The following is a 25,454-nucleotide window of genomic DNA, read 5'->3' as shown; positions in this document are numbered from 1 at the left end:
CCGAGATGATTCCCTACAAGAAAAGCGCAAGCCTGAGCCTCTGTGCCTTGGCCACGGCCATCGCCCTGGCCGGTTGTGCCGGCCTGCCCGACCAGCGCCTGGCCAACGAGGCCCTCAAGCGCGGTGACACCGCCCTGGCCGAGCGCAACTACAAGGCCTTGGCCGACCTCGGCTACAGCGATGCACAAGTCGGCCTGGCCGATGTCAAGGTCGCCTCGCGCGACCCTGAGCAGATGCGTGAAGCCGAGGCCACCTACCGCAAGGCCGCCGCCACCTCGTCCCGAGCCCAGGCGCGCCTCGGCCGCCTGCTGGTGGCCAAACCCGGCACCACCCAGGCCGAGCGTGAAGAGGCCGAAACCCTGCTCAAACTGGCTGCCAAGCAGGGTGAAGGCAATACCCTGGTGCCGCTGGCGATGCTCTACCTGCAGTACCCGCAGAGCTTCCCCAACGTCAACGCCCAGCAACAGATCGATCAGTGGCGCGCCGCCGGCAACCCGGAAGCGGGTCTGGCCCAGGTGCTGCTGTATCGCACCCAGGGCACCTACGACCAGCACCTGGCTGAAGTGGAGCAGATCTGCAAAGCGGCGTTGAGCACCACCGACATCTGCTACGTCGAACTGGCCACCGTGTACCAGAAACGTGCCCAGCCCGAACAGCAAGCTGCCCTGCTCGGCCAGCTCAAGTCCGCCTACGCCCGTGGCCTGGTCCCTGCATCGCGGGTCGACAGCGTCGCCCGCGTGCTGGCCGACCGCACCCTCGGCCAGACCGACGAGAACACCGCCAAGGATCTGCTCGAGCAGGTGGCACCGGTCAATCCGGCCTCCTGGGTCAGCCTGGCACAGTTGCTCTACGACTTCCCTGAGCTGGGCGATACCGACCAACTCATGGCCTACATCGACAAGGGCCGCGAAGCCGAACAGCCGCGCGCCGAGCTGCTGCTGGGCCGCCTCTACTACGAAGGCAAGCTGGTACCGGCCGATGCCCAGAAAGCCGAACAGCACCTGCTGGCCGCAGCCGATGCCGGTGAACTCAGCGGCCACTACTACCTCGGCCAGCTTTACCGCCGTGGCTATCTGGGCAACGTCGAGCCGCAAAAGGCCGTGGATCACCTGCTGATCGCCGCCCGTGGCGGCCAGAACAGCGCCGACTACGCCCTGGCCCAGCTGTTCGCCGAAGGCCGTGGCGTGCGCACCGATAACACCAATGCCTGGGTGTTCGCCAAGCTTTCGCAGCTCAACCCGACGCCGCAGTCCACCGAACTGCTGCAGCAGATCGACACCCAACTCACGCCCGAGCAACGCAGCCAGGCTGAGCGCCTGCTGGAGCAGGAAGCCAAGGCCCGCGGCAGCATGGCCCAAGGCGCCAACAGCATCCTGGCCCTCGAGGCCGTTCAAGACGACCAAGCAGTAGATGGTGAGGACTCGCTATGACGCTCAACCCCTTCGTGAAAGCCGGCATTGGCCTGAGCTTCGCCCTGTTGTGGTCGTGCCCGACCCTTGCAGACATGACCGCCCAGAAGAACTTCGGCCTGGACGTGAAAATCACTGGCCAGTCCGAAGACGATCGCGACCTGGGCACCCGCTCCGGCGGTGACGTCAATGGCCTGGGCCTGGACCTGCGCCCTTGGGTGTATGGCGAGCGCGGCAACTGGAGCGCCTATGCGATGGGCCAGGCGGTCACCGCCACCGACACCATCGAGACCGACACCCTGCGCCAGAACGACGATGGCACCCGCACCGACACCTCGGTCGACGGTCGCGAGCAGGACAAGAGCTACCTCGCCATGCGCGAATTCTGGATCGGCTACAGCGGCCTCACCGCCTACCCGGGCGAGCAACTGCGCCTGGGTCGCCAGCGTCTGCGCAGCGACGACGGCATGTGGCGCGACACCAACATCGAAGCGCTGAACTGGACCTTCGACACCACCTTGCTCAAGGCCGACCTGGGCGTGGCGCAGCGCTTCAGCGAATACCGTACCGACCTGACCGAACTGGCCCCCGAAGACAAGGACCGCACCCACGTCTACGGCAACGTCGCCGCGCAATGGACACCTGGCCACTGGGTCGGCCTGCGTGCGCACCATACCCATGACAGCGGCAGCCTGAAGAACCCAGGCGAAACCGTCGACGGGCTGGACAAGACCCGCACCGGCGACCTCACCTGGCTGGGCCTGGAAGCCAACAGCGACGCCTACAACTGGCGCAACGACCACACCATCAACTATTGGGGCAGCGTCACCTGGCTGACCGGCGACCGCGACACCCTCAGCACCCAACAGGTTGGGGACGACCGGGTCGCCACCGGCAAACAGAGCGGCGACGTCAACGCCTGGGCCACCGACCTCGGCATCCGCCTGCGCCTGGACCCGCAGTGGCAGGTCGGCGCGGCCTACGCCCGTGGTAGCGGCGGCGGTGGTGACGATGGCTCGAACAACTTCGAGCAAACCGGCCTGGAGAGCAACCGCTCCAACTTCACCGGTACCCGCTCGCGTGTGCACCGCTTCGGCGAAGCCTTCCGCGGCGAGCTCGGCAACCTGCAGGCGGCCACGCTGTTCGCGTCCTGGCAACTGCGCGAGGACTACGACGCCAGCGTCATCTACCACAAGTTCTGGCGCGTCGACGGCCACCAGAACATCGGCTCCAGTGGCATCAACGCCGTGGTCGACGACAACGGCGTGAACCGCTCGCTGGTCGATGGCGAGAAAGACCTCGGCCAGGAAATGGACGTGGTCGTCACCAAGTACTTCAAGCAAGGCCTGCTGCCGGCTTCGATGAGCCAGGCGATCGACGAGCCATCGGCCCTGGTGCGCCTGCGCGCCGGCGTGTTCAAGCCAGGCGATGCCTACGGCAAAGAAGCTGACTCGTACATGCACCGCGCCTTCGTCGATGTGATCTGGCGCTTCTGACGCCGGGAGAGGACCTGTCATGAACCTTCACCCGCACCTACGACACAGCCTTCTGGCCAGCGCCCTGCTGCTGGCCAGCGGCCTGGCGGTCGCCGCCGAACCTGCGGTGATCGCCAAGGAACTGCAGCAGGCCAAGACCTACACGGTGTCTTCCGCGCCGGTCGAGCCGCTGCACCTGGACCCACCCAAGCTGCCCGACCTCAGCGGCTACACCGCTGAAGCGGTGCAGAATAAGATCGACCGCAGCCACAAGGGCAAGGTCAGCATCCGCCGCATGTTCCAGGAGGACACCCTCAAGGAATTCGTCGGTGGCGACAACAAGGCAGCCGAGTGGGTGCAGCGCCAGCATGGCATCCCACAGGCGATCTTCGTCGACGACGGCCATATCGACCTGGTCGAGCTGAGCAAGAAGGTGCCCAACCAATACCTGCGTGAAGTCGAGCCGGGCGTCTACCTGGCGCGCCTGCCGATCGTGGTCGGCCACAAAGGCATCCTCGAGATCAATGGCAAGGTCAAGGAACTGCGTCTGTCCGAGGAAGGCGGCGCGTTCATGGTCAATGACGGCAAGCTGTTCGTCACCGACACCAAGGTCACCGGCTGGCGCGAAAAGGCCAACGGCCCTGCGACCTTCCAGACGCCCAAGGCATTTCGCCCGTTCCTGCTGTCATGGGGCGGCACCGAGACCTACATCGTCAACACCACCATGGCCAGCTTCGGTTATGCCAAGTCCAAGTCCTATGGTGTGAGCATCTCGCAGTACACGCCGAACATGGCCAAGCAGATGGGCCGCACCGAGCCCACCGGCTGGATCATCGGTTCGACCTTCAGCGACATGTGGTACGGCTTCTACTGCTATGAGACGTCCGACTTCGTGGTCAAGGACAACACCTACCACGACAACATCGTCTACGGCATCGACCCCCACGACCGTTCGCACCGCCTGATCATCGCCGGCAACACGGTGTACGGCACCAAGAAGAAGCACGGGATCATCGTCTCGCGTGAGGTCAACGACAGCTGGATCATCAACAACAAGAGCTTCGACAACAAGCTCTCCGGCGTGGTGATCGACCGTAACAGCGTCAACAACCTGATCGCTTACAACGAGATCTACCGCAACCACACCGACGGCATCACCCTGTACGAAAGCGGCGACAACCTGATCTGGGGCAACAAGCTGATCAACAACCGCCGCCACGGCATCCGCGTGCGTAACAGCGTGAACATCCGTGTCTACGAGAACGTCGCCTTCGCCAATGGCCTGGTAGGCATCTACGGCCACATCAAGGACCTGTCCGACACCGACCGCGACATCGCCCTCGATCCGTTCGACACCAAGGTGTCGCTGATCGTGGTCGGTGGCGAGCTGGTCGCCAACGGCTCCGGCCCCCTGTCCATCGACTCACCGCTGTCGGTCGAACTGTACAAGGTGAAGATGCTCGCCCCGCGCAAGGCCAGCGGCATTTCCCTCAATGGCGTGCTGGGCGAGCGCCAGGACGAAATTCTCGACCTGCTGGTGCGCCAGCAGAAAGCCGTGCTGATCGACCCGGTCGAACGCCAGACCGAAATGATCGATTAAGGAAGCCCAGACCATGACTCCACACCTGATGAAACTGCTGGGCCTGTCCGCCGCACTGCTGGCCATCAGCCAAGGCGTGCAGGCCGACGAGGTCAAGGCACCGACCTTCACCGCCGAGCCCTGCTGCCAGCTGTGCCCGGAGGCGCATGACGCCAGCCGCTACACCACCCGTTACCAACAGAACTTCACCACGCTGGTGCAAGCCCAGGGCGACTGGTTGTTCCGTACCCGCGAAGACCTGCGCACCGAGTTCGACACCACGCCAAGCGGCTACAAGCGGCTGCAGCAGGTGCACGATGCCTTCAAGAAGCGCGGCGTGGAACTGGTGGTCGTCTATCAGCCGACCCGCGGGCTGGTGAACCGCAACATGCTCAAGCCTGAAGAGAAAGCCGCCTTCAACTATCAAAAGGCCCTGGGCAACTACAAGGCCATGCTCCAGCGCTTCGCCAAAATGGGCTACAACGTGCCTGACCTGTCGCCGCTGACCAACGAGCAGTTGGCCGCCGCCGACCAGGGCAAGGATTTCTACTTCCGTGGTGACCAGCACTGGACCCCTTACGGCGCCCAGCGCGCAGCCAAGATCGTGGCCGATACCGTGCACCAGATGCCGGCCTTCGAAGGCATCCCGCGCAAGGAATTCGAAACCCACGTGTCCGGCCGCATGGGCAAGACCGGCACCTTGCACAACGTGGCCGGGCAACTGTGCGGCACCCGCTACGCCATCCAGTACATGGATCAGTTCACCACCGAACCAAAGGCGACAGCCGGCGGCGAGGCCAGCGGCGACGATCTGTTCGGCGACGCGGGCAACGCCGAGATCACCCTGGTGGGCACCAGCCACAGTGGCAAGAACTACAACTTCGCCGGATTCCTGGAACAGTACATCGGTGCCGATGTGCTCAACGTCGCCTTCCCCGGCGGCGGCCTGGAAGGCTCGATGATCGAGTACCTGGGCAGCGAGGAATTCCAGAACCACCCACCGAAGATCCTCATCTGGGAATTCTCGCCCCTGTATCGCCTGGACCAGGAAACCATCTGGCGACAGATCCTCGCCCTGCTCGACGATGGCTGCGATGCACGCCCGGCATTGATGAGCGCGAGCAAGACGCTCAAGCCCGGCACCAACGAACTGATGGTCAACGGTAAGGGCGGCGTCATCAAGAACCTGGTCAATCGCAATCTGCAGATGGACGTCAAGTTCGAGGACCCGTCGGTCAAGGTGATGCAAGCCACCCTCTGGTACCTCAACGGCCGCCACGAAGACATCAAGCTGGAAAAGCCGGAAACCTCCGACACCAATGGCCGCTTCGTCTTCCAGATGCGTGAAGACGAGGACTGGGCCGACCAGAGCCTGCTGGCATTCGAGGTTCAGGGGCCGGAGAACGGCACCCAGAAAGTCGAAGCCAAGCTGTGCAAACGCCACAACTTCGCTGTGCCAGCGCAGACCGCGCAGGCCAGCCAGTGAGGTCAGCATGAATCCAATCAAGCGAATCGCGTGCCCTTCCCTGCTGCTCCTGGCGCTGTTCGGCGGCGCCGCCCAGGCAGCGCTGGTGCCACCCCAGGGCTATTACGAAGGCATCGAGAAGATCAAGACCAGCGACGGTAATTTCCGTTGCGAGGCCGCACCCACGCCCTATACCGGTCCGCTGCAGTTCCGCAGCAAGTACGAAGGTTCGGACAAGGCCCGCTCGACGCTCAACGTAGCTGCGGAAAAGGCCTTCCGCGACTCCACCGCCGACATCACCACGCTGGAGAAAGGCGTGAGCAAGATGGTCGGGCAGTACATGCGCGACGGCCGCCCCGCACAACTCGACTGCACCCTGACCTGGCTCGGAAGCTGGGCACGCGCTGGCGCGTTGCTGTCGACCGACTACAACCACACCGGCAAGTCCATGCGCAAATGGGCCCTGGGCAGCATGAGCGGTTCGTGGTTGCGCCTGAAATTCTCCAAGTCCCAGCCCTTGGCGGCGCACCAGGCCGAGGCCGAGTTGATCGAGAAATGGTTCGCCCGCCTGGCCGAGCAGACCGTGCGCGACTGGAGCGACCTGCCGCTGGAGAAGATCAACAACCACAGCTACTGGGCGGCGTGGTCGGTCATGGCCACCGCCGTGGCCACCGACCGCCGCGATCTGTTCGACTGGGCAGTGAAGGAATACAAGATCGGCGCCAACCAGGTCGACGATCAAGGCTTCCTGCCCAACGAAATCAAGCGCAAGCAACGCGCTTTGGCCTACCACAACTACGCCCTGCCGCCACTGGCGATGATCGCCAGTTTCGCCAAGGCCAACGGTGTCGATCTGCGCAGCGAAAACAATTTCGCCTTGCAGCGCCTGGGCGAAGGCGTGCTGGCCGGCGCACGCGACCCGCAGCATTTCGCGCAGCGGGCCGGGGTGAAACAGGACATGAAAGACCTCAAGGTCGAGAGCAAGTACGCCTGGCTCGAACCCTGGTGCGCGCTGTACCAGTGCGTCGGTGACACCCAGCAGCGCAAGCACGGCATGCAGCCGTTCAACAGCTTCCGTCTGGGCGGTGATCTGACCCGGGTCTACGACCCGAATGCGCAGCTCAAGAAGTAACGCAACACCCCTCTAGGAGCAGGTAACTCCGCTCCTGGAGGAAATATTGGTCGCCCTCCGCGTTTTGCCGTGGGGGGTTTGGGGGGCGCTTTGCCCTGTGCTGTGAACAATTAGGAGAACCGGGATGGTCTTCTCGTCCAACGTGTTCCTGTTCCTGTTCTTGCCGATCTTCCTCGGCTTGTACTATCTGAGCGGGCAACGTTATCGCAACCTGCTGTTGCTGGTCGCCAGCTACATCTTCTACGCCTGGTGGCGAGTGGACTTCCTGGCGCTGTTCGCCGGGGTGACGCTGTGGAACTACTGGATCGGCCTCAAGGTCGGCGCCGCCGGCGTGCGCACCAAGCCTGCGCAGCGCTGGTTGCTGCTGGGCGTGGGCATCGACCTGGCGATCCTCGGCTACTTCAAGTACGCCAACTTCGGCGTCGATAGCCTCAATGCGATCATCACTTCGTTCGGCCTGGAGCCGTTCATCCTCACCCACGTGCTGCTGCCGATCGGTATCTCGTTCTACATCTTCGAGTCGATCAGCTACATCATCGACGTCTACCGCGGCGATACCCCAGCCACGCGCAACCTGATCGACTTCGCGGCGTTCGTGGCGATTTTCCCGCACTTGATCGCCGGCCCCGTGCTGCGCTTCAAGGACCTGGTCGATCAGTTCAACAACCGCACCCACACCCTGGACAAGTTCTCCGAAGGCTGCACCCGCTTCATGCAGGGCTTCATCAAGAAAGTGTTCATCGCCGACACCCTGGCGGTGGTCGCCGACCACTGCTTCGCCCTGCAGAACCCGACCACCGGTGACGCCTGGCTAGGGGCACTGGCCTACACCGCGCAACTGTACTTCGATTTCTCCGGCTACAGCGACATGGCCATCGGCCTGGGCCTGATGATGGGCTTCCGCTTCATGGAAAACTTCAAGCAGCCCTACATCAGCCAGTCGATCACCGAGTTCTGGCGCCGGTGGCACATCAGCCTCTCCACCTGGCTGCGCGACTACCTGTACATCACCCTGGGCGGCAACCGCAAAGGCACCTTCAACACCTACCGCAACCTGTTCCTGACCATGCTGCTCGGTGGCCTGTGGCACGGTGCCAACTTCACTTACATCATCTGGGGCGCCTGGCACGGCATGTGGCTGGCCATCGAGCGGGCGTTGGGCATCGACACCAACCCGCAGCGCTTCAACCCGATCAAGTGGGCGTTCACCTTCCTCCTGGTGGTGGTCGGCTGGGTGATCTTCCGCGCCGAGAACCTGCACGTCGCCGCCCGCATGTATGGCGCCATGTTCAGCTTCGGTGAGTGGCAGTTGTCGGAGCTCAATCGTTCCCAGCTCACCGGCCTGCAAGTCGCGACCCTGGTGATCGCCTATCTCACCCTGGCGTTCTTCGGCCTGCGCGATTTCTACCGTAACGCCACGCCGCCCGCCGCCGTGCGTACGCCGGCGCAGGTCAATGCCGACGGCTCGATCGGTCTGGACTGGACCCGGGTCATGACCCGCGCACTGATCCTGCTGCTGTTCGTCGCCTCGATCCTGAAACTTTCGGCGCAGAGCTACTCGCCGTTCCTGTACTTCCAGTTCTGAGGTTGACGACCATGACCCGGACATTACGTATCACCTATTCGCTGTCGTTCCTCGGCTTGCTGGTCGGGCTCGGCGCCTGGTCGGTCGGCGGCCTGGAAAGCTTCAACCGCACCAGCCAGATGACCCTGCTCAACGGCAAGCTGGCCAAGGCCGCCGAGACCCATTACGACGAGCAGTTCCCGATCAAGCGCCTGGGCACCAACCTCTGGGCAGCGCTGGACTTCAAGCTGTTCAACGAAGGCCGCCCCGGCGTGGTCCTGGGCCGCGAACAGTGGCTGTTCAGCGATGAGGAGTTCAAGCCGACCGCCGGTGCCGAGCAACTGATGCAGGAGAACCTGGCGCTGATCCAGGGCGTGCGTGACACCCTGCGCAAACACGGCAGCCAGCTGGTGCTGGCGATCGTCCCGGCCAAGGCGCGGGTCTACGCCGAGTACCTTGGCAAGGAGCAACCGGCCAGCCTGCACGACGACCTGTACAACCAGTTCCACGCCCAGGCCCGCCAGGCCAACGTGTTCGCCCCCGACCTGATGGCCCCGCTGGAGCAGGCCAAGGCTCGTGGTCAGGTGTTCCTGCGCACCGATACCCACTGGACGCCGATGGGCGCCGAAGTGGCGGCACAGGCACTGGCCGAAGCGGTCGGTCGCCAGAAGATGCTCAGCGGCGAGCCCCAGGCCTTCGTCACCGACGCCGGCAAGACGGCCCCGTACAAAGGCGACCTGACCAACTTCCTGCCCCTCGATCCGCTGTTCAGCGACCTGCTGCCGCCGCCGGACAGCCTGCAACAACGCTCGACCCGTCCGGCCGAGGGCAACGAAGCAGGCGGCGACGCTCTGTTCGCCGACACCCAGATCCCGGTAGCGCTGGTGGGTACCAGCTACAGCGCCAATCCGCACTGGAACTTCCTTGGCGCGCTACAGCAGGCGCTGCACAGCGACGTCGCCAACTACGCCGAAGACGGCCACGGCCCGTTGCTGCCGATGCTCAAGTACCTGCAAAGCGACGCCTTCAAGAACGCCGCACCACAAGTGGTGGTGTGGGAATTCCCAGAACGTTATCTGCCAATGAAAAACGACCTCAGCAGCTTCGATCCGCAGTGGATCGCGCAACTGAAGGGTACCCGTAAATCCGATGAAAACCTGGCGCTGTCGTCCAACCAGACGAGCCACTGATAGAGAGGAACACGCACATGACCACCAAGACTTCCATTGCCAAAGCCCTCACCCTCGCGGCAGGCCTGTCTCTCGCTTCCATGCAGGCGTTTGCCGGCGCCGACGCCGCCCTGTATGGCCCGAGCGCACCGAAAGGCTCGACCTTCGTGCGTTTGTACAACGCCTCCAGCGCGCCAGCCGCCGCCACCGTCGGCAATACCCAGATCAAGCAGGTGGGCGCCCAGTCCAGCAGCGACTTCAGCTTCCTCCCAGGGGGTGACTACACCGCCCAGGTCGCTGGCAAGAGCGTGCCGGTCAAGCTCGCCGCGGACAAGTACTACACCCTGGTCAACAACGCCAACGGTGCCCCGCAGTTGATCGAGGAAGCGCCATTCAAGAACAAGCAGAAGGCCCTGGTTCGCGTGCAGAACCTGAGCGACCAGCAACTGAGCCTGAAGACCGCTGACGGCAAGACCGAAGTGGTCAAGCCGGTAGCCGCCAAGGGCACTGGTCAGCGTGAAATCAACCCGGTCAAGGTCAGCATGGCGCTGTACGCAGGAGACAAGAAAGTCGGCGACGTCAAACCCGTCGCTCTGGAGCGCGGCGAAGCGGCCGTGCTGTATGTAACCGGTTCCGGCAACGCCTTGTCGCCGGTGTGGGTAACTCGCCCCGTGGCTAGCAACTGATCCCCCTGCCTCGTAACGACTTTTATTGGAGAAACATGATGATCCCGGTAATTCTTTCTGGTGGTAGCGGTTCCCGTCTGTGGCCTCTGTCGCGCAAGCAGTTCCCCAAACAGTTCCTGGCCCTGACCGGTGAACACACCCTGTTCCAGCAAACCCTCGAGCGTCTGGTATTCGAAGGCATGGACGCGCCGTTGGTGGTCTGCAACAAGGATCACAAGTTCATCGTCCAGGAACAACTCGACGCCCTGAAGCTCGAGACCCAAGGCATCATGATGGAGCCGTTCGGGCGCAACACTGCCCCGGCAGTGGCCATGGCCGCCATGAAGCTGGTCAACGAGGGCCGCGACGACCTGATGCTGGTATTGCCCGCCGACCACGTGATCGATGACCAGAAGGCCCTGCAACGTGCCCTGGCCCTGGCCACCGTGGCTGCCGAAAACGGCGAGATGGTGCTGTTCGGCGTGCCGGCGACCAAACCGGAAACCGGTTACGGCTATATCCGTTCGGTCCAGGACGCCTTGCTGCCCGAAGGCGTGGCGCGGGTCGCCCAGTTCGTCGAGAAACCCAACGAGAAGCGTGCCGCCGAATTCGTCTCGACCGGCGGTTATTTCTGGAACAGCGGCATGTTCCTGTTCCGTGCCAGCCGCTTCCTCGAGGAGCTGAAGAAGCACGATCCGGATATCTACGACACCTGCCTGCTGGCTCTGGAGCGCAGCGCCGAAGACGGCGATGTGCTGAGCATTGACGAAGCCACCTTCGCCTGCTGCCCGGACAACTCCATCGACTACGCGGTGATGGAAAAGACCCAGCGCGCCTGCGTGGTACCGATGTCGGCCGGCTGGAGCGACGTGGGCTGCTGGTCGTCGCTGTGGGAAGTGCACGACAAGGATGCCGACGGCAACGTCACCAAGGGTGACGTAGTGGTACAGGACAGCCGCAACTGCATGATCCACGGCAACGGCAAGCTGGTGTCGGTGATCGGCCTGGAGAACATCGTCGTGGTCGAGACCAAGGATGCGATGATGATCGCCCACAAGGACAAGGTCCAAGGCGTCAAGCAGATGGTCAAGACCCTCGACGAACAGGGCCGCAGCGAAACCCAGAACCACCTCGAGGTTTACCGTCCGTGGGGTTCGTACGACTCGGTGGACATGGGTGGCCGCTTCCAGGTCAAGCACATCACCGTCAAGCCGGGCGCCAGCCTGTCGCTGCAGATGCACCACCACCGCGCCGAACACTGGATCGTGGTGTCGGGCACTGCCGAAGTGACCTGTGACGAAAACGTGTTCCTGCTGACCGAGAACCAGTCGACCTACATTCCGATCGCCTCGGTCCACCGTCTGCGCAACCCCGGCAAGATCCCGCTGGAAATCATCGAAGTGCAGTCGGGCAGCTACTTGGGCGAGGATGACATCGAGCGCTTCGAGGATGTCTACGGGCGGACCTCGACGCCGATCGAGCGTGGCGTTTCGGTGAAGACCATCGCGCAGTAAAGCTGCAAGCTGCAAGCTACAAGCGAAAGCGGGACGGTGGGGAGCCTACAGGTGTGGGCTCACCACCGTCCCGCTTTTGCTTGTGGCTTGTGGCTTGAAGCTTGAAGCTTGAAGCTTGAAGCTTGCAGCTTATGACTTGCCGCTCCAAGATGATTCGAGACCCGAATGGAATTCGCCCAACATGATCATCGGTGCCTTTCTCATCCTCACCTGGCTGGTGCTGCTGCTGCGCTACCCGGCCAAGGCCCTGCCGATTTCCATGGCGGCCGTGTGCGGCCTGGCCCTGGTCGCGCTGTTCGTCGCCTGGCAAGACAACCGCGAGGCTTCACGCCTTGCGCGCCTGGACCTGCGCCTGAGCTATGCCCCTGATCAGTGCCCTGCGGATCGAGCGTTGCAGGTGCAGATGACAAACGGCAACAACGTGCCACTCATCGAACTGCGCTGGCGCGTGGCGGCTTATGCGCCGGGCGACAGTGTGAATCTGGCGGAAAATACCTATAACGCGCCGCGCTATCGCGGGCCAGGCGAGCTGCAACCTGGAGCGCAGTGGAAAGACTGCCTGCCGCTGCCGCCGCTGCGGTCCGGGTACCGGCCACAGACCCTTGAGTTTCGTGCTGAACGGCTGCAAGGTACGTTTGCCAACTAGATTTCCTAGTGTCTGTGCCGGCCTCTTCGCGGGTAAACCCGCTCCTACAAGGTACCCGTGGGCGAGCTCGCGAATGGGCCAGCACGGAAAACCTCTATCACAGGCCTCGTCTCCATGCCCACTGTCCTCATCACCGGTTGTTCCAGCGGCATCGGCCGCGCCCTGGCCGACGCCTACCGCGATGCCGGCCATGACGTCTGGGCCACCGCCCGCAAGGCCGAAGACGTCGAAATACTCGCCAACGCCGGCTTCACCGCCCGGCAACTGGACGTCAACGACAGCGATGCCCTGGCGCGCCTGGCCGAGGAGCTCGAAGCGCAACATGGCCGCCTCGATATGCTGATCAACAACGCCGGCTATGGCGCCATGGGCCCCTTGCTCGACGGCGGTGTGGACGCCATGCGCCAGCAGTTCGAAACCAATGTCTTCGCCCTGGTCGGCGTGACCCGCGCCCTGTTCCCGCTGCTGCGCCGGGCACGCGGTCTGGTGGTGAACATCGGCAGCGTGTCGGGCGTGCTGGTCACGCCGTTCGCCGGTGCCTACTGCGCATCCAAGGCCGCGGTACACGCCCTCAGCGATGCTCTGCGCCTGGAACTGGCGCCGTTCGGCGTCCAGGTAATGGAAGTACAGCCCGGCGCCATCGCTTCGCAGTTCGCCAGCAATGCCCAGCGCGAGGCGGCGCAGGTACTGGCGGCCGACTCGCCATGGTGGCCGTTGCGCAGCTATGTCGAGGCCCGGGCCCGCGCTTCGCAGGACAAACCGACCCCTACTGCAGTATTCGCCCAGGGCGTGCTGGCGGCTACACGCAAGAACCCGGCACCGGCGCTGGTGCGCCTGGGCAATGGCAGCACAGCGTTGCCTCTGCTGGCGCGCCTACTGCCGCAGCGCGTGCTGGACGCCGTCCTGCGCAAACGCTTCGGGCTCACGCGCCCGCTCTAGCAGGAGACCCGTACCACCACCTGCGCCGCCACCTCTGCGGGCGAACCTTTCGGCAGGCCATGCACCGCCACCTCGGCCAAGTCCGGCAGCGCGCTGTCGGCAGGCAGGATCACTTGCCCCCAACCGCGCTCGGCCATGCCCACGATGTAATGGCGCCACAGCACCTCGCCAACGCCGAGGGTATCGATCAGGATGTCGGTGTGCGGCACGCGTTCGATCAGTGTCCGCGTGCCCGCTTCAGTGGCCAGATCCAGCGCGATGCCGATGATCCGCGCTTTCGGCAGTTGCTCACGGACCGCCTTCAGCGCAGCATCGACCGCCATCTGACTGCGACCAATGAGCACCACCTCGACACCCGCTCGAGCCAGGCCAATGGCGGTCGCCAGGCCCACGCCCGAGGTGGCACCACACACCACTGCGCGTTTGCCGTTCAAAGCCAGATGCATCGCGGCGTCCTCGATCAGGCTTGCGCAGGCTGCTCGTCGAACGCTTGCCAGCCGCCGCCCAGGGCCTTGTACAGGCCCACCAGCGCCTGGGCCACCGCCGCCGAACTGTCGATCCACTGTTCCTCGCTGGCCAGCAACGCGCTCTGGACGCTCAGCACGTTGAGAAAGTCTACGGCCCCTTCGACGTACTGACGTTGGGCGGTCTCCAGGGCGATGCGGTTCTGCCGTACGGCCTCGGCCAGGTGATCGCGGCGCAGTTGGCTGGCGTTGTACAAGCGCAGCACGTCGTCGATCTCATGCCAGGCACCGAGCACCACCTTGCGATAGTTCAGCGCGGCTTCCTGCTGCTGCGCCTCGCGCAATTGCAGGGTGCCCTTGAGCCGGCCACCCTCGAAGATCGGCAACGACAGCTGTGGACCAAAGGCGAAGCGGCGAGAATCCCAGGCGCCGAAGTCCGCCAACTGCATGGCCTGGAAGCCGACATTGCCGGACAGGCGAATGCTCGGGTAGAAGTCGGCCTTGGCCACGCCGATGCTGGCCGTGGCGGCATGCAGACGCGCCTCGGCCTGGCGGATGTCGGGGCGTCGCTCAGCCAGCTCCGATGGCAGGCCGATGGCGAAGGTCTGCTGCGGCGTCGGTACATCGCCGCCCTCCAGCAACTCAGCCTGCAGGCTGCGTGGCGGCTCTGCGGCAAGCAGGCTGAGGGCGTTGATCAGATCGTCACGGCGCGCCTGCAGGGTCGGCAGGCGCGCCTCGATGGAGGCCACCTGGGCACTGGCCTGGGCCACGTCCAGGCGAGTGGCGACGCCCTCGGCCTGCCGATCCTCGGAGAGCTCGAGGCTGTGCTGGGCGACTTTGAGGTTGTCCTCGGTGACCGCCAGAGTGTGTTGCACCGCACGCAACTGGATGTAGTTGCCAGCGGTTTCCGAAAGCAGTGCCAGGAGCACGCCACGACGGTCGTTTTCCGCCACTTCCACCGAGGCATCGGCCGCCTCGACCTGTCGCCGCACACGGCCCCAGAGGTCGAGCTCCCAGCCAGCGACCAGGTCGCCCTGCCACAGGTTGAAAGCCGACTTGCCGGCATGCCCGGATGGGTCACTGAGGCCTTCGGCGCTGTTGCGCGCCCGGCTGTAACCGACGTTGGCATCCACCGACGGCGCCTGCTCGGAAGCCACGGTACTGCGCAGAGCGCGGCTTTGCAGCAAGCGCGCGCTGGCCATCTGCAGGTCCAGGTTACGCTCGGCCACACGCTGGATCAGCGCGCTCAGGCGCGCATCGTGAAAACTGTCCCACCAGCGCAGTTCGAGCGGTTCGGCCTGCGGCTGACTCGCAGCCGCCTCGCCCTGCAAGGGCAACCAGCGTTGCGGCGCCTGGCTGTCGGGGCGCTGGAAATCGGGGCCAAGGGTGCAGCCGGCAAGCACGATGGCGAACAGCACCGGGCTCAGACGCAGAGCGGGCTTCATCGAGCAGTGACCTCCGTGCCTTTGAGCGTGTCGCCGTGGGTGTCGATGGTCGCTTCCACCGACATCCCCACGCGCAGGCGCTCGAGCAAAGGCTGGCCGTCATCGAAGACGATCTTCACCGGGATGCGCTGCACCACCTTGGTGAAGTTGCCGGTGGCGTTGTCCGGCTTGACGGCGGCGAACGTCACCCCGGTGGCCGGGGCGATACTTTCGACATGCCCATGCAGGGTCTGGCCGGCAAAGGTATCGACACTGATGCTCACTGGCTGGCCCGGCTGCACGTGGGTCAGCTGGGTTTCCTGGAAGTTGCCGACCACGTAGGCATGCTGCAACGGCACCACCGACAGCAGTCGCGCACCTGGGTTGACGAAGGCGCCGACACGCAGCGCTCGCTCGCCGACCATGCCGTCCACCGGCGCGGTGATTCGGGTGTAGGACAGATCCAACTGGGCTTTTTCCAGGCCGGCTTCGGCACGCTTGAGCTGGCCATCGGCGCTGGCCACCTGGGCGCTGAGGATGTCGACCTGTTTGCGCGTCGCCACCAGCGCCGCCTGGGCATTGGCCAGTCGTGCCCGAGCCTGGTCGACACGGCTGCGCGCCTGCTGGGCGTTCTGCACAGTGCCGGCGCCCTGCTCGGCCAGGCGGCTATAGCGCTTGACCTCGTGATCGGCGAAGGCCGCCTCGGCCTGGGCGGCTTTCACCGCGGCTTCGGCCTGGACGATCAGCGAGCCCTGGCGGTCCAGGGTGGCGCGGGCATCGGCGCTCTGCGCCTTGGCCACCAGCAATTGGGCCTGGGCGGCATCGAGCGCGGCCTGGTAATCACGGTCGTCGATGGTCGCCAGCAACTGGCCGGCGCTCACCTGCTGGTTGTCTTCGACCAGGACCTCCTTGATGAAGCCGGCGACCTTGGGCGCGACCACCGTGTAGTCGGCGATCACATAAGCGTCGTTGGTGCTCTGGCGCCGGTCGCTGCCAAAGATCCAGGGGCCGATCAGGCCCGCCAGCACGGCCACGGCGATCACCGAGCCGATCACGATTTTCTTGCGGTTGTGGTTCATTTTCAGCGGTCTCGAATTCATCCGGCGTTCAACCCACCGCACGCGGCGGATAGACCCGGGTAGGCACGAAAGGAATCAGGCAGATCAAGGCCACGGCGACGCCGGCCATGACCAGGTAGAGGTCGGCCGAGGTCAGCACCAGGGCTTGGTCGTGGATACGTCTGGCCAGGCCGGCAGCGTTGTCGTCGATCAGCGGTGCATTGCCCAGGCTGTCCACCAGGTGGTTGGAGTGAAAGTGCCGGCGCAAGGTACCGAGGGCATCGATCAGCCCCCCGGCGACCACCGCTGCCAGGCCCTTGACGGTATTGAACCAGCTCGAGGCGAAAGGCCCTTCCTGGGGGCTCATGCCGTTGGTGGACAGCATCAGCAGAGGCAGCACCGCCATCGGTTGGCCGAACACCTGCAACAGGTAGAACGGGTAGAAATCGCCGCGGATCCATTCGGAGGTCAGCAGGCTGCTGCCCAGGCAGCTGGTTGCCAGCAGCGCCAGGCCCACCGCCAGCACCCAGCGGCAGTCCACCGCGCGGATGTTGCACAGCGCCGCAGTCAGCGGCAGCGCGATCAGTTGCGGCATGGCCACCAGCAGCATCAGAGGGCTGGTCTGAGCCGGGCGATAGCCCTGGATCTGTGCCAGGTACGCCGACGGGATGGTACCGACGCCGGAAAGCACGATCAGCACCCCGGCCAGGGTCACCAGGGCGAAACTCAGGTTGCGCCGCGACAACATGCGCAGTTGGAAGAACGGCAGCGGCTCGGACCATTCGTTGTACATGAACAACACCAACAGCAGCAGGCCGCCGCCCAGCAACCAGCTGATCAGCGGCGAATCGAACCAGCCCCAGCGGTCACCCAGGGACAGGCCGAGCACGATGCAACTGATGGCCGGCAGGCCGAGCAGCACGCCGCGCCAATCGAACTGCTTGAAGCGCTCCAGGCGCAGCGGGTCCTGGGGCAGGCCCCAGCCGACGCAGAACATAGCCAGGCCAGACGGCAGGATGATCTGCCAGAACGCCCACTGCCAACCGACGTATTCGGTCCACAGCCCGGCCAGAGGCGTGCCTAGGTTGGGGCCGAAGGTGGCTGTCAGGGCATAACCGGCCAGGCCATAGATCTTGATGCCCGGCGGCAGGAATCGCAGCGCAACGCTCATCAGCATCGGCGGCAGGGCGCCGGAGGCCAGGCCTTGGACGATACGCAGCAGCATCAGGCTGTGCAGGTTGGGAGCAAAGGGCTGGAGCAGGCCAAGCACGGCGAACACGGCAATCGCAGTCAGGGTGAAGCGGCGCAAAGAGAACGTCGTGGCGAGCCAGGGGGCGAAGGCCATGGCCGACACCGAGGCTGCGCTGTAGACCGCCAACAGCCAGGCGCCTTCGTCGGCGCCGATGCCCATGGCGCCGCGGATATCCGCCAGGGAGATCTTGGTCACCGCTTCGTTGAGGCCGGCGCACAGCACCGCCAGCAACACCCCGAGCAGGCCGACCACCACCCGCAGGCCAAAAGCCGCCTGCGCAGGCGCAGCGGCAGTCGCGGCGGAGGGGGTGGACAACGCACTCATGAACAGACATCTCCAGCAATAATTTTCAGGCTGGACAAGTCTAAGAAGGTCGAATGCTTACGAAAACTGACTTCTCGGAAGGTTTAAGTTGCGTCTGGCGCAATCCAAGTGAACCGGCACTGTCTGCTTCGCGGGCAAGCCCGCGAATAGGCCGTTATGACCGCAGCAAAACTCAAGGATCGACACTGCAAACCGCCTTCAACGTCTGACGCAACCAGCGATGCGCCGGGTCGTTGTGAAACCGCGGGTGCCAGGCCTGCAACACGTTGACCCGCTCCAGCGGCACCGGAATCTCGAACGAGCGCAGCGGCAAGCCAAGCTTGTGTACGCTGTTGAGGATGTTGGCCGGCATCGGCAGCAGCAGGTCGGAATCCGGCAGCGAGAACAGTGCCGAGTGGAAGCTGGGCGTGATCAATGCCACCCGCCGCTGCACCTTGAAATTGGCCAGCTCCACGTCGATCGGCCCATTGGCCCGACCACGCCGCGACACGCTGATCTGTGGATAACAGGCAAAGCTCTGCGGGGTGATCGGCTCCTCGAAGATCGGATGATCACGCCGTGCCAGCCCCACGTACCAGGTCTGGAACAGGCTCTGCACCTTGATCTCCGGCCCCAGGTCGACGGTGGAACTGATGATCAGATCGGTCCGCCCGTCGCGCAGCACACTGTCGTCGTCTCCGCCTGGGCTTTCCGGCACGAAGCGCAGCACCGTGCGCGGCGCCTGCTCGTGCATGCGGCGCAGCAGTGGCGCGCCGTACAGGGCGATGAACAGGTCGTTGGTGCGAATATTGAAGGCGCGCTCGAGCTTCGGCAGGTCGACCTCACCCGCGCCGCGAAACACCTCGCCAGCCTGCTCCACCAGCGCCGCCACCTGCTCGCGCAAGGCCAGCGCCCGGGGGGTAGGCACCAGGCCGCGACCGGCGCGGACCAGGATCGGGTCGCCCAGGGCCTCACGGATACGCCCCAAGGTGCGGCTCATGGCCGCCGGGCTCAGGTTCATGCGCTGCGCAGCACCGACCACGCTGCCTTCATCGAGCAAGGCGTCGAGCGCGACGAGCAGGTTCATGTCCGGGAGTTGCATGGCCGTGTTCCGTGACAGCTGTGGGAAAGGCAATGGTAACAGCTGGACGATTGCGCCAGATGTAATGCGCTCGTGCGTGGGGGGGCATTTATTCACGGGCCGTGTTAGGCCTTAAATGAAGCATTGGCAGGTCCGGCCCTTTCGCGGGGCAAGCCCGCTCCCACAGGTACTTGGGCATTGTGCAGTTCCTGTGGGAGCGGGCTTGCCCGCGAAAAGGCCGGACCTGCAAGCACATCAGCCAGCCCAAGCCAAGGATCCCGCATGCCCCATCCCGTCCTGATCGCCATCGATGCCTCCCCCGCCGCCAGCGCCCTGCTCGCTCTGGCCCTGCGCTATTGCCGCCCCGACGAGCACGAACTGCACGTGCTGCTGGCCATCGACTCGACCTTCGCCGTGCATGACAAACCCGCCCCCTACACCGCCGAGGAACTGGAGGAATACCCAGCCGCCTGCGAAGAACAACGCCTGGGCGACGCTGCCGTAGCCGATGCCGTGCGCCAACTGCAGGCCGCCGGTTTCGCGGCCCACGGCTGCATGGTCGCCGGCCAACCCGTCGATGCCATCGTCGACAAAGCCAAGGAACTGAACTGCGAGTTGATCATCATGGGTCACCGCCACCTGTCTCGACTGGGGCGGCTGCTCGACCCGTCGATCAGCGCCAAGGTGATCGACCAGGTGAAGGTGCCAGTGTTGGTCGGAGTGGCCTGACCGCTCATCAACGTGCTAATGCAATCGCATTGACCGATCGCTACCAGACCACGGTTCCCGAAACCGTGCGCCGCGCCTTGGGCCTGAAAAAACGTGACAAGATCCATTACTCGATTCGGCCGGATGGAGGGGTGATACTCACCCGCGCAGAGGCAACCGAGGACGATCCGGTACTGGGCCAGTTCCTCGATTTCCTGGCGCACGATATCGCCCGGCATCCTCAGCGGCTACAGGTTGTCGATGCTGGCCTGCTCGCGCGCCTCGATCAACTCGTAGGCGACACGGAGGTCGATCTGGATCAACCTCTATCGGCGGATGATGAATGAGTGACGCGAGCAGGAAGCCCTTGGTTATTCATGGATGGAGCGTATTTGCCCACCCTTTGTTTCTTGCCAACCTGGCAACACTAAGCGCTCAAGTGGAAGCGCAAAAGGCTAAAGACCCTGTCGGCTATACCAAAAAAAATGCGTACAAACGGCTGGTAGCCATCAAACGGCTAGCGTTCGACATCATCCCGCAAGATCCAACCAGAGCAGAATATCGCCAAGGCGGAACGCTCGGCGATGATCGCAAACACTGGTTCAGGGCGAAGTTCTTTCAACAGTGTCGATTGTTTTTCCGCTACCACGCTGCCAGCAAGATCATCGTGCTGGCTTGGGTAAACGACGAAGCCAGCAAGCGGGCTTACGAAAGCAGCGACGACGCCTCCAAGGTCTTTAAAAGAATACTCATCCACGGCTACCCTCCGGATGATTGGGATGAGTTGCTGAACGAAGCCGCACATCGGCAATGATTCCAGGTCACCCCTCGCCAGGCCTCACCACCACCGTACAGGTCGTCCCCGCCGCCAGCAGGAACCCCTCCGGCACTTCATCGATGTGAATCCGCACCGGCACCCGCTGCGCCAGCCGCACCCAGTTGAAGGTCGGGTTCACATCGGCGATCAACTCGCGGCTCTGGGGGTTATCACGGTCGTAGATGCCGCGGGCGATGCTCTCCACATGGCCGGTGATGCGCTCGCCACTCATCATCTGCAATTCGGCCTGGTCGCCCACCTTGACATGCGGCAGCTTGGTTTCCTCGAAGAAGCCATACACCCAGAACGAGTTCTCGTCGACCACCGCCATCACCGCTTCACCGGTGCGGGCATAGTCTCCTTTGTGGATGTTCAGGTTGGTCACGTAGCCATCGACCGTGGCGACGATCTGGGTACGTTTGAGGTTCAGTTCTGCCGCGGCCAGCTCGGCCTGGGCCTGCTGATAGTCAGCCAGGGCGGCGTTGGCGATGTTGCTGGCGTCATCGCGGTTTTCCTTGGAGATCACCAGGTTGTCCAGGTCGGCACGGCGCTTGGCGTTGACCTTGCGCATCTCCCAGGTGGCCTTGCGCGAGGCGACCAGGGCCTTGGCCTGCTCCACCGCCAGCTGGTAATGCTCGGGATCGATCTGGATCAGCAGGTCACCCTTCTTCACCCGCTGGTTGTCCTTGACCGGCACGTCCACCACATAGCCCGGTACATCGGCGGCGACGTTGATGATGTCAGCGCGCACGCGGCCGTCGCGGGTCCATGGCGTGGTCATGTAGTGCAGCCACAACTGGCGACCGATCACCACGGCGGCGGCCAGCACCAACAGGGTGGCGACCAGACTGAAGAACTTTTTCATCGAAGGTTTCTCACCAATAGAGCGACAGCGCCAAGGCGCCGAACAGACAGACGAACAGCGACAGGCGCAACAGTGCCGGGTGCCAGAAGAAGCGATAGCCGTCATGGCTGGCGATGAACCGGTCCAGGCCCCAGGCCAGGCCCAGGGCGAACAGGAACATCAGGGACATGGTCGGCATGTACACGCCATGGAAGGCGATTTCGCGGGGCATGATTTCAGGGAGCATCGTGCAGTCCTTTCGCCGGAGCCAACGGCGACTGTGGGTCGAGCAGGGAAGAGCGGATGAAATGCAGGTAGCTCTGCACGCGCCGCAGCACCGAGGTGTCGAAGTGTCGGGCGAACGGCTCGTCGGTGGCCTGCACGCGGCTGATAGCGTGATCCACCGCCACCAGGGCACGTTCGTGGTTGCTGGCATTGGGTTGCAGGAACAGCCGGGTCAACGCCCGGCCCATGACGCGGATGGCCTGGCGCCATGGCTGCGATTCGGCATAGGCCGGGTGAACCGGCGCGCGTGCCTGCTCCTTGCGCAGTTCGATGATGGCGTGGCCGATCTCCAGCACGGTGAACATCCATCCCATCAGTTCGCTCTGCACCTTGGGCTTGCCGGCGGCCAGACCATATGCCTGGTGCAGCAGGTCACGGGTGCGGCTCTCGAACGCCGAGCCGAGCCCACGCAGCCCACCACCGATGGCGAACAGCACCTGCTCGCGCAGTTCCAGTTCCAGGCGACTCCACAACCAGCGGCTGTTGGGCGGCAGAATGATCGCTCCGGCCGCCGCGCAGACGAACATGCCGATGACCATGCCGATGTAGTCGTTGATGAAGGTATAGGGGTCATACACGGTGAGGTTGTTGGGCACCGAGCCGATGGCGAAGAACACCAGCAGGCCGATGCCATAACCGGCGTAGGCCGGTCGTGACGAGAGGAACGCGCCCAGCACGAATACCGGAGCCAGGACCATGCACAACAGTGCGAAACCGTCGATCCAGGGAAACACGAAGAAGGTTTCGAAGAAACCGATGAAGGCGCCCAAGGCCGTGCCGCAGGCCATCTGGAAGGACATGCGCTTGGGGTTCGGCGAAGCAGCCGACAGGCCCACGGTGACCGTGGCGATCAAGGTCATCATGGCCCCGCTGGGCCAGTCGCTGAGCAGCCAGTAGCTGCCCAACAGCAACAGTACCGCCGAGGCCCGCACCCCGGCGGCAAGCGACACCAGCCAGCTGGTCTGTGCCACATACGGCTCATCCCACTGCTCACGCTGGTGGCGGTGCGCGGCCAGCGAAGCGTGGGTCTCGGCGTAGCTGTACATCTCGTCGACGAAGCGGTAGAGCAGCTCGAAGGCGGTGTGAAAGTCGAGCAGATCCGACTCGCTCGGGCCTGTCGCCAGGTAGTCGGCGCGCAGGCCGCGTACCTGGGCCTGCAGGCCTTCCTTGTAGGCGGCCAGCTCCAGGGTCAGGCGCAACGCGTCGGCGTCGGTCAGGGCACGGCCGACGTAGGGCTGCAACAGCTCGATCAAGGTTTCCAGGCCTGGTTCGATAGCGCTGACGATCTGCGCAGGCCCACGTGCACGCAGGCGTTCGATGAGCCGGTGCAATGCGTTGAAGCGCGTGGTGATGGCCATGAACTCACTGTTCATGCGCACCAGCCGCCCCGAGCGGCGCCGCATGTGCGGGTCTTCGAAGGCGGTGACGTTGCGCAGGCTCTCGAGCCCGACGGCCTCGGCGACGAAGCGCACGTTGCTGGTTTCGAAGCGGTCGCGCTGACTGTCGCCGCGCAGCGCCTCGACCACCACTGCGGCGAACACGCCAAAGCGCTGGTACAGGGCGTTGCGCATGGCCGCGCTGGCCGACTGCGGCAGGATCGCGGCGCTGACGAAGGTCGACACGAGGATGCCCAGGGCGATTTCCAGTACCCGCCATATGGCAGCCATGAACGCCTGGTCAGGGTGTTGCAACACTGGCAGGCCGATCATCGCTGCGGTGTAGCCAGCCAGCACGAAACCATAGGCGCGGAAGGTGCGGTAGCGCATGGCGCCGGCCGAGCACAGGCCGACCCACAGCGCGAGGCTGGGCAGGAACAGCTCGGTGTTCTGCGGGAACAGGGCGATCAGCACCACCGCCATCGCCGAGCCGGCCAGGGTACCGAGCACCCGATAGAAACTCTTGGCGAAGACATGCCCGCTCTGCGGCTGCATGACGATGAACACGGTGATCATCGCCGTGCGCGGCTGCGGCAGCTCCAGGCGCATGGCCAGCCACAGGGTGATGAAGGCAGCGGCCAGCACCTTGAAGATGTAGACCCAGGTCACCCCATCGGTACGCGCCCAGGCGAAGAAGCCTCGGCGCCATTCCAGACGCTGCAGCCAGCGCATGGGCAAAGTCAGCGCGCTCATTCGGCGTGGTCCGCCTGCCGGTCGAAAATGGCCAGGGTGGCCGGGGTCTTGGGCGGCGCCTGACGCCCTTGGGCGGGTACGTCATTGCCGGCCTGCAGGCCACCCCCCAACGCCGTCACCAACTCGGCATGGGCGATCAGACGCGCGGCCTGGACCTGCTGCTGGGTCTGCTGTTGGCGGAACAACAGGGTCTGGGCGTTGAGCACGTTGAGGTAGTCGGTGAGGCCTCGCTGGAACGCGATCATGGCGATGTCGTAGGTCCTCTGCGCGGCAGCCACCGACTCGGCGGCGAAATGCGCTTGCTCCTTCATCGACTGGCGGCGGATCAACTGATCGGAAATGTTCTTCAGCGCACCGATCACAGTCTGGTTGTAATGCGCCACAGCCACGTCGTAACCGGCCGAAGCTACGCCCAGCTGCGAGCGCAGGCGGCCGCCGTCGAAGACCGGCAAGCTGATGGCCGGTCCGACGTTGTAGTTGAACTTGCGCCCGGTGAGAAACGCCAGCGGACCGCCACCGGTGGCCATGAAGCCGAGGCTGCCGACCAGGTCGACGTTGGGGAAGAAGCCGGCGTGGGCGACATCGATGCCACGAGCCTGGGCGGCGACCTGCCAGCGGCTGGCGACGACGTCGGGGCGCTGGCCGACCAGCTCGGCAGGCAGCGTCGACGGCAGTTTCAGTGGCGCGGCCAGAGCCAGGCTGGGGCGCTGCAGTTGCGCGCCCTCCCCCGGACCCTTGCCGGCCAGGGCTGCCAGTTGGTTACGGGTCAGAGCGATCGCCTCGTTGAGGCTGTCGATCTGGCGATGGGTTTCGGGCAGCGGCGCCTCGGCCTGGCTGACCTCGAAATGGGTGCCGATACCGGCGTCCAGGCGACGCTTGGCCAAGGCCAGGATCTGCTCCTGCTGCTCGAGCTCGGCCTTGACGATGTCGCGCTGGGCAAAATGCAGACTCAGCTGGATATAAGCCCGCACCACATTGTTCTGCAATTCCAGTTGCGCCTGGCGAGCCTCGGCTACGCTCATGTGCGCCTGGTCCACGGCCTGCTCGCTGGCATTGCGCTCGCGCCCCCAGAGGTCGAGGGCGTAGCTGAAACCGATGGCCGCGTTGTTGTCCCAGGTGTTGGCCCCGGCCAGCTCACCCGGGCCGTAGAATTGGTCTTCAGGCCAGTTGTGCCGCTTGAGCGTGGCCTGACCGTTGGCCTGCAGCTTTTCTGCCGACTCGACCACACCGGCCATGGCCTTGGCTTCACGTACCCGCGCCATGGCCATGGCCAGGGTCGGGCTACCAGCCACGGCCAGTGCCACCCAGCGATTCAATTGCGGATCGCCATAGGCCTGCCACCACTGCTGGTCCGGCCAGTGGGCGTCGGTCGCGGCTTGGCGTATGGCCGCATCGGTGGTCAGGGTGTTGGCTTGCAGCGTCTTGCTTTGCGGGGCGATGCCCCATGTTCCGATACAGCCGCTCAAGGTGAGGCTAAGGGCACAGGCACTGAACGCCTGAAGCGTTCTGATGATGCGACGCGGCACAGCTGC

At 64.3% G+C, this 25,454-nt stretch carries 23 protein-coding genes; 14 read left to right on the top strand and 9 right to left on the bottom strand.

Going from position 1 to position 25,454, the window contains the following annotated elements:
• Positions 1-5: 5 nt before the first annotated feature.
• From algK to E2H86_RS16615, 11 genes are all read left to right on the top strand, one after another.
• Complete coding sequence (algK, locus tag E2H86_RS16665) at positions 6-1,430, top strand: alginate biosynthesis TPR repeat lipoprotein AlgK (RefSeq protein WP_133329765.1); 1,425 nt, start codon at positions 6-8, stop codon at positions 1,428-1,430.
• Positions 1,427-2,905 carry an alginate export family protein gene (locus E2H86_RS16660; RefSeq protein ID WP_133329764.1) on the top strand — a complete coding sequence of 493 codons (1,479 nt, stop codon included), beginning with the start codon at positions 1,427-1,429 and terminating at the stop codon, positions 2,903-2,905. The genes algK and E2H86_RS16660 overlap by 4 nt, the downstream gene beginning before the upstream one ends.
• A 19-nt stretch (positions 2,906-2,924) precedes the next feature.
• Positions 2,925-4,484, top strand: coding sequence for a mannuronan 5-epimerase AlgG (gene algG / locus E2H86_RS16655; RefSeq protein WP_133329763.1), 1,560 nt, complete (start codon positions 2,925-2,927; stop codon positions 4,482-4,484).
• 13 nt (positions 4,485-4,497) lie between these two features.
• Positions 4,498-5,949 carry an alginate O-acetyltransferase gene (locus tag E2H86_RS16650; protein WP_133329762.1) on the top strand — a complete coding sequence of 484 codons (1,452 nt, stop codon included), beginning with the start codon at positions 4,498-4,500 and terminating at the stop codon, positions 5,947-5,949.
• 7 nt (positions 5,950-5,956) lie between these two features.
• Complete coding sequence (locus E2H86_RS16645; RefSeq protein ID WP_133329760.1) at positions 5,957-7,060, top strand: mannuronate-specific alginate lyase; 1,104 nt, start codon at positions 5,957-5,959, stop codon at positions 7,058-7,060.
• A 124-nt stretch (positions 7,061-7,184) separates the two neighbouring features.
• Positions 7,185-8,645: an MBOAT family O-acyltransferase gene (locus tag E2H86_RS16640; protein WP_133329758.1), complete on the top strand. Its 1,461-nt coding sequence runs from the start codon at positions 7,185-7,187 to the stop codon at positions 8,643-8,645.
• 11 nt (positions 8,646-8,656) lie between these two features.
• Positions 8,657-9,814 (top strand): alginate O-acetyltransferase, encoded by a 1,158-nt coding sequence (locus E2H86_RS16635; protein ID WP_133329756.1) that lies wholly within the window; start codon positions 8,657-8,659, stop codon positions 9,812-9,814.
• A gap of 17 nt (positions 9,815-9,831) precedes the next feature.
• Complete coding sequence (locus E2H86_RS16630; protein WP_133329754.1) at positions 9,832-10,479, top strand: alginate O-acetyltransferase AlgF; 648 nt, start codon at positions 9,832-9,834, stop codon at positions 10,477-10,479.
• A 38-nt stretch (positions 10,480-10,517) separates the two neighbouring features.
• On the top strand, positions 10,518-11,972 hold the full coding sequence (locus E2H86_RS16625; RefSeq protein WP_133330014.1) for a mannose-1-phosphate guanylyltransferase/mannose-6-phosphate isomerase: 1,455 nt from the start codon (positions 10,518-10,520) through the stop codon (positions 11,970-11,972).
• A 181-nt stretch (positions 11,973-12,153) separates the two neighbouring features.
• Positions 12,154-12,618 (top strand): multidrug transporter, encoded by a 465-nt coding sequence (locus E2H86_RS16620; protein WP_133329752.1) that lies wholly within the window; start codon positions 12,154-12,156, stop codon positions 12,616-12,618.
• Positions 12,619-12,732: 114 nt separating this feature from the next.
• Positions 12,733-13,557 carry an SDR family oxidoreductase gene (locus E2H86_RS16615; RefSeq protein WP_133329750.1) on the top strand — a complete coding sequence of 275 codons (825 nt, stop codon included), beginning with the start codon at positions 12,733-12,735 and terminating at the stop codon, positions 13,555-13,557.
• Here the strand turns inward: E2H86_RS16615 and E2H86_RS16610 are convergent.
• From E2H86_RS16610 to E2H86_RS16590, 5 genes are all read right to left on the bottom strand, one after another.
• A complete protein-coding gene (locus E2H86_RS16610; RefSeq protein ID WP_133329748.1) occupies positions 13,554-14,003 on the bottom strand; it encodes an SDR family NAD(P)-dependent oxidoreductase in 450 nt (149 codons plus the stop codon). The genes E2H86_RS16615 and E2H86_RS16610 overlap by 4 nt on opposite strands.
• Before the next feature lie 14 nt (positions 14,004-14,017).
• Positions 14,018-15,466: an efflux transporter outer membrane subunit gene (locus E2H86_RS16605; RefSeq protein WP_133329746.1), complete on the bottom strand. Its 1,449-nt coding sequence runs from the start codon at positions 15,464-15,466 to the stop codon at positions 14,018-14,020.
• Positions 15,463-16,524: an HlyD family secretion protein gene (locus E2H86_RS16600; RefSeq protein WP_133329744.1), complete on the bottom strand. Its 1,062-nt coding sequence runs from the start codon at positions 16,522-16,524 to the stop codon at positions 15,463-15,465. The genes E2H86_RS16605 and E2H86_RS16600 overlap by 4 nt, the downstream gene beginning before the upstream one ends.
• A gap of 28 nt (positions 16,525-16,552) precedes the next feature.
• Positions 16,553-18,079 (bottom strand): MFS transporter, encoded by a 1,527-nt coding sequence (locus E2H86_RS16595; RefSeq protein ID WP_133329742.1) that lies wholly within the window; start codon positions 18,077-18,079, stop codon positions 16,553-16,555.
• 172 nt (positions 18,080-18,251) lie between these two features.
• Positions 18,252-19,160 carry a LysR family transcriptional regulator gene (locus E2H86_RS16590; RefSeq protein WP_133329740.1) on the bottom strand — a complete coding sequence of 303 codons (909 nt, stop codon included), beginning with the start codon at positions 19,158-19,160 and terminating at the stop codon, positions 18,252-18,254.
• A gap of 261 nt (positions 19,161-19,421) precedes the next feature.
• Between E2H86_RS16590 and E2H86_RS16585 the strand changes: the two genes are divergently transcribed.
• The 3 genes from E2H86_RS16585 to E2H86_RS16575 are packed head-to-tail and all read left to right on the top strand — an operon-like array spanning position 19,422 to position 20,661.
• Entirely contained in the window at positions 19,422-19,868 is a 447-nt protein-coding gene (locus tag E2H86_RS16585) for a universal stress protein (protein WP_133329738.1), read from the top strand.
• A gap of 29 nt (positions 19,869-19,897) precedes the next feature.
• Complete coding sequence (locus E2H86_RS16580; RefSeq protein WP_230385213.1) at positions 19,898-20,194, top strand: type II toxin-antitoxin system PrlF family antitoxin; 297 nt, start codon at positions 19,898-19,900, stop codon at positions 20,192-20,194.
• Positions 20,191-20,661: a type II toxin-antitoxin system YhaV family toxin gene (locus E2H86_RS16575; RefSeq protein ID WP_133329734.1), complete on the top strand. Its 471-nt coding sequence runs from the start codon at positions 20,191-20,193 to the stop codon at positions 20,659-20,661. Before E2H86_RS16580 ends, E2H86_RS16575 begins: the two co-directional genes overlap by 4 nt.
• A gap of 7 nt (positions 20,662-20,668) precedes the next feature.
• Here the strand turns inward: E2H86_RS16575 and E2H86_RS16570 are convergent, their stop codons facing one another.
• The 4 genes from E2H86_RS16570 to E2H86_RS16555 are packed head-to-tail and all read right to left on the bottom strand — an operon-like array spanning position 20,669 to position 25,448.
• Positions 20,669-21,529, bottom strand: coding sequence for an efflux RND transporter periplasmic adaptor subunit (locus E2H86_RS16570; protein ID WP_133329732.1), 861 nt, complete (start codon positions 21,527-21,529; stop codon positions 20,669-20,671).
• A gap of 10 nt (positions 21,530-21,539) precedes the next feature.
• Entirely contained in the window at positions 21,540-21,740 is a 201-nt protein-coding gene (locus tag E2H86_RS16565) for a DUF1656 domain-containing protein (protein ID WP_133330012.1), read from the bottom strand.
• Between the two features lie 4 nt (positions 21,741-21,744).
• The gene (locus E2H86_RS16560) at positions 21,745-23,922 is read right to left on the bottom strand and encodes an FUSC family protein (RefSeq protein WP_133329730.1); all 2,178 of its coding nucleotides are present in this window, start codon (positions 23,920-23,922) and stop codon (positions 21,745-21,747) included.
• Positions 23,919-25,448: an efflux transporter outer membrane subunit gene (locus tag E2H86_RS16555; protein WP_133329728.1), complete on the bottom strand. Its 1,530-nt coding sequence runs from the start codon at positions 25,446-25,448 to the stop codon at positions 23,919-23,921. Before E2H86_RS16555 ends, E2H86_RS16560 begins: the two co-directional genes overlap by 4 nt.
• Positions 25,449-25,454: the final 6 nt, after the last annotated feature.

It is taken from the genome of Pseudomonas putida (assembly GCF_004357765.1).
Classification (GTDB): Bacteria; Pseudomonadota; Gammaproteobacteria; order Pseudomonadales; family Pseudomonadaceae; genus Aquipseudomonas; species Aquipseudomonas putida_U.
Note: the sequence above shows the minus strand (reverse complement) of the source record. Positions and strands in the feature narration are given on the sequence as shown.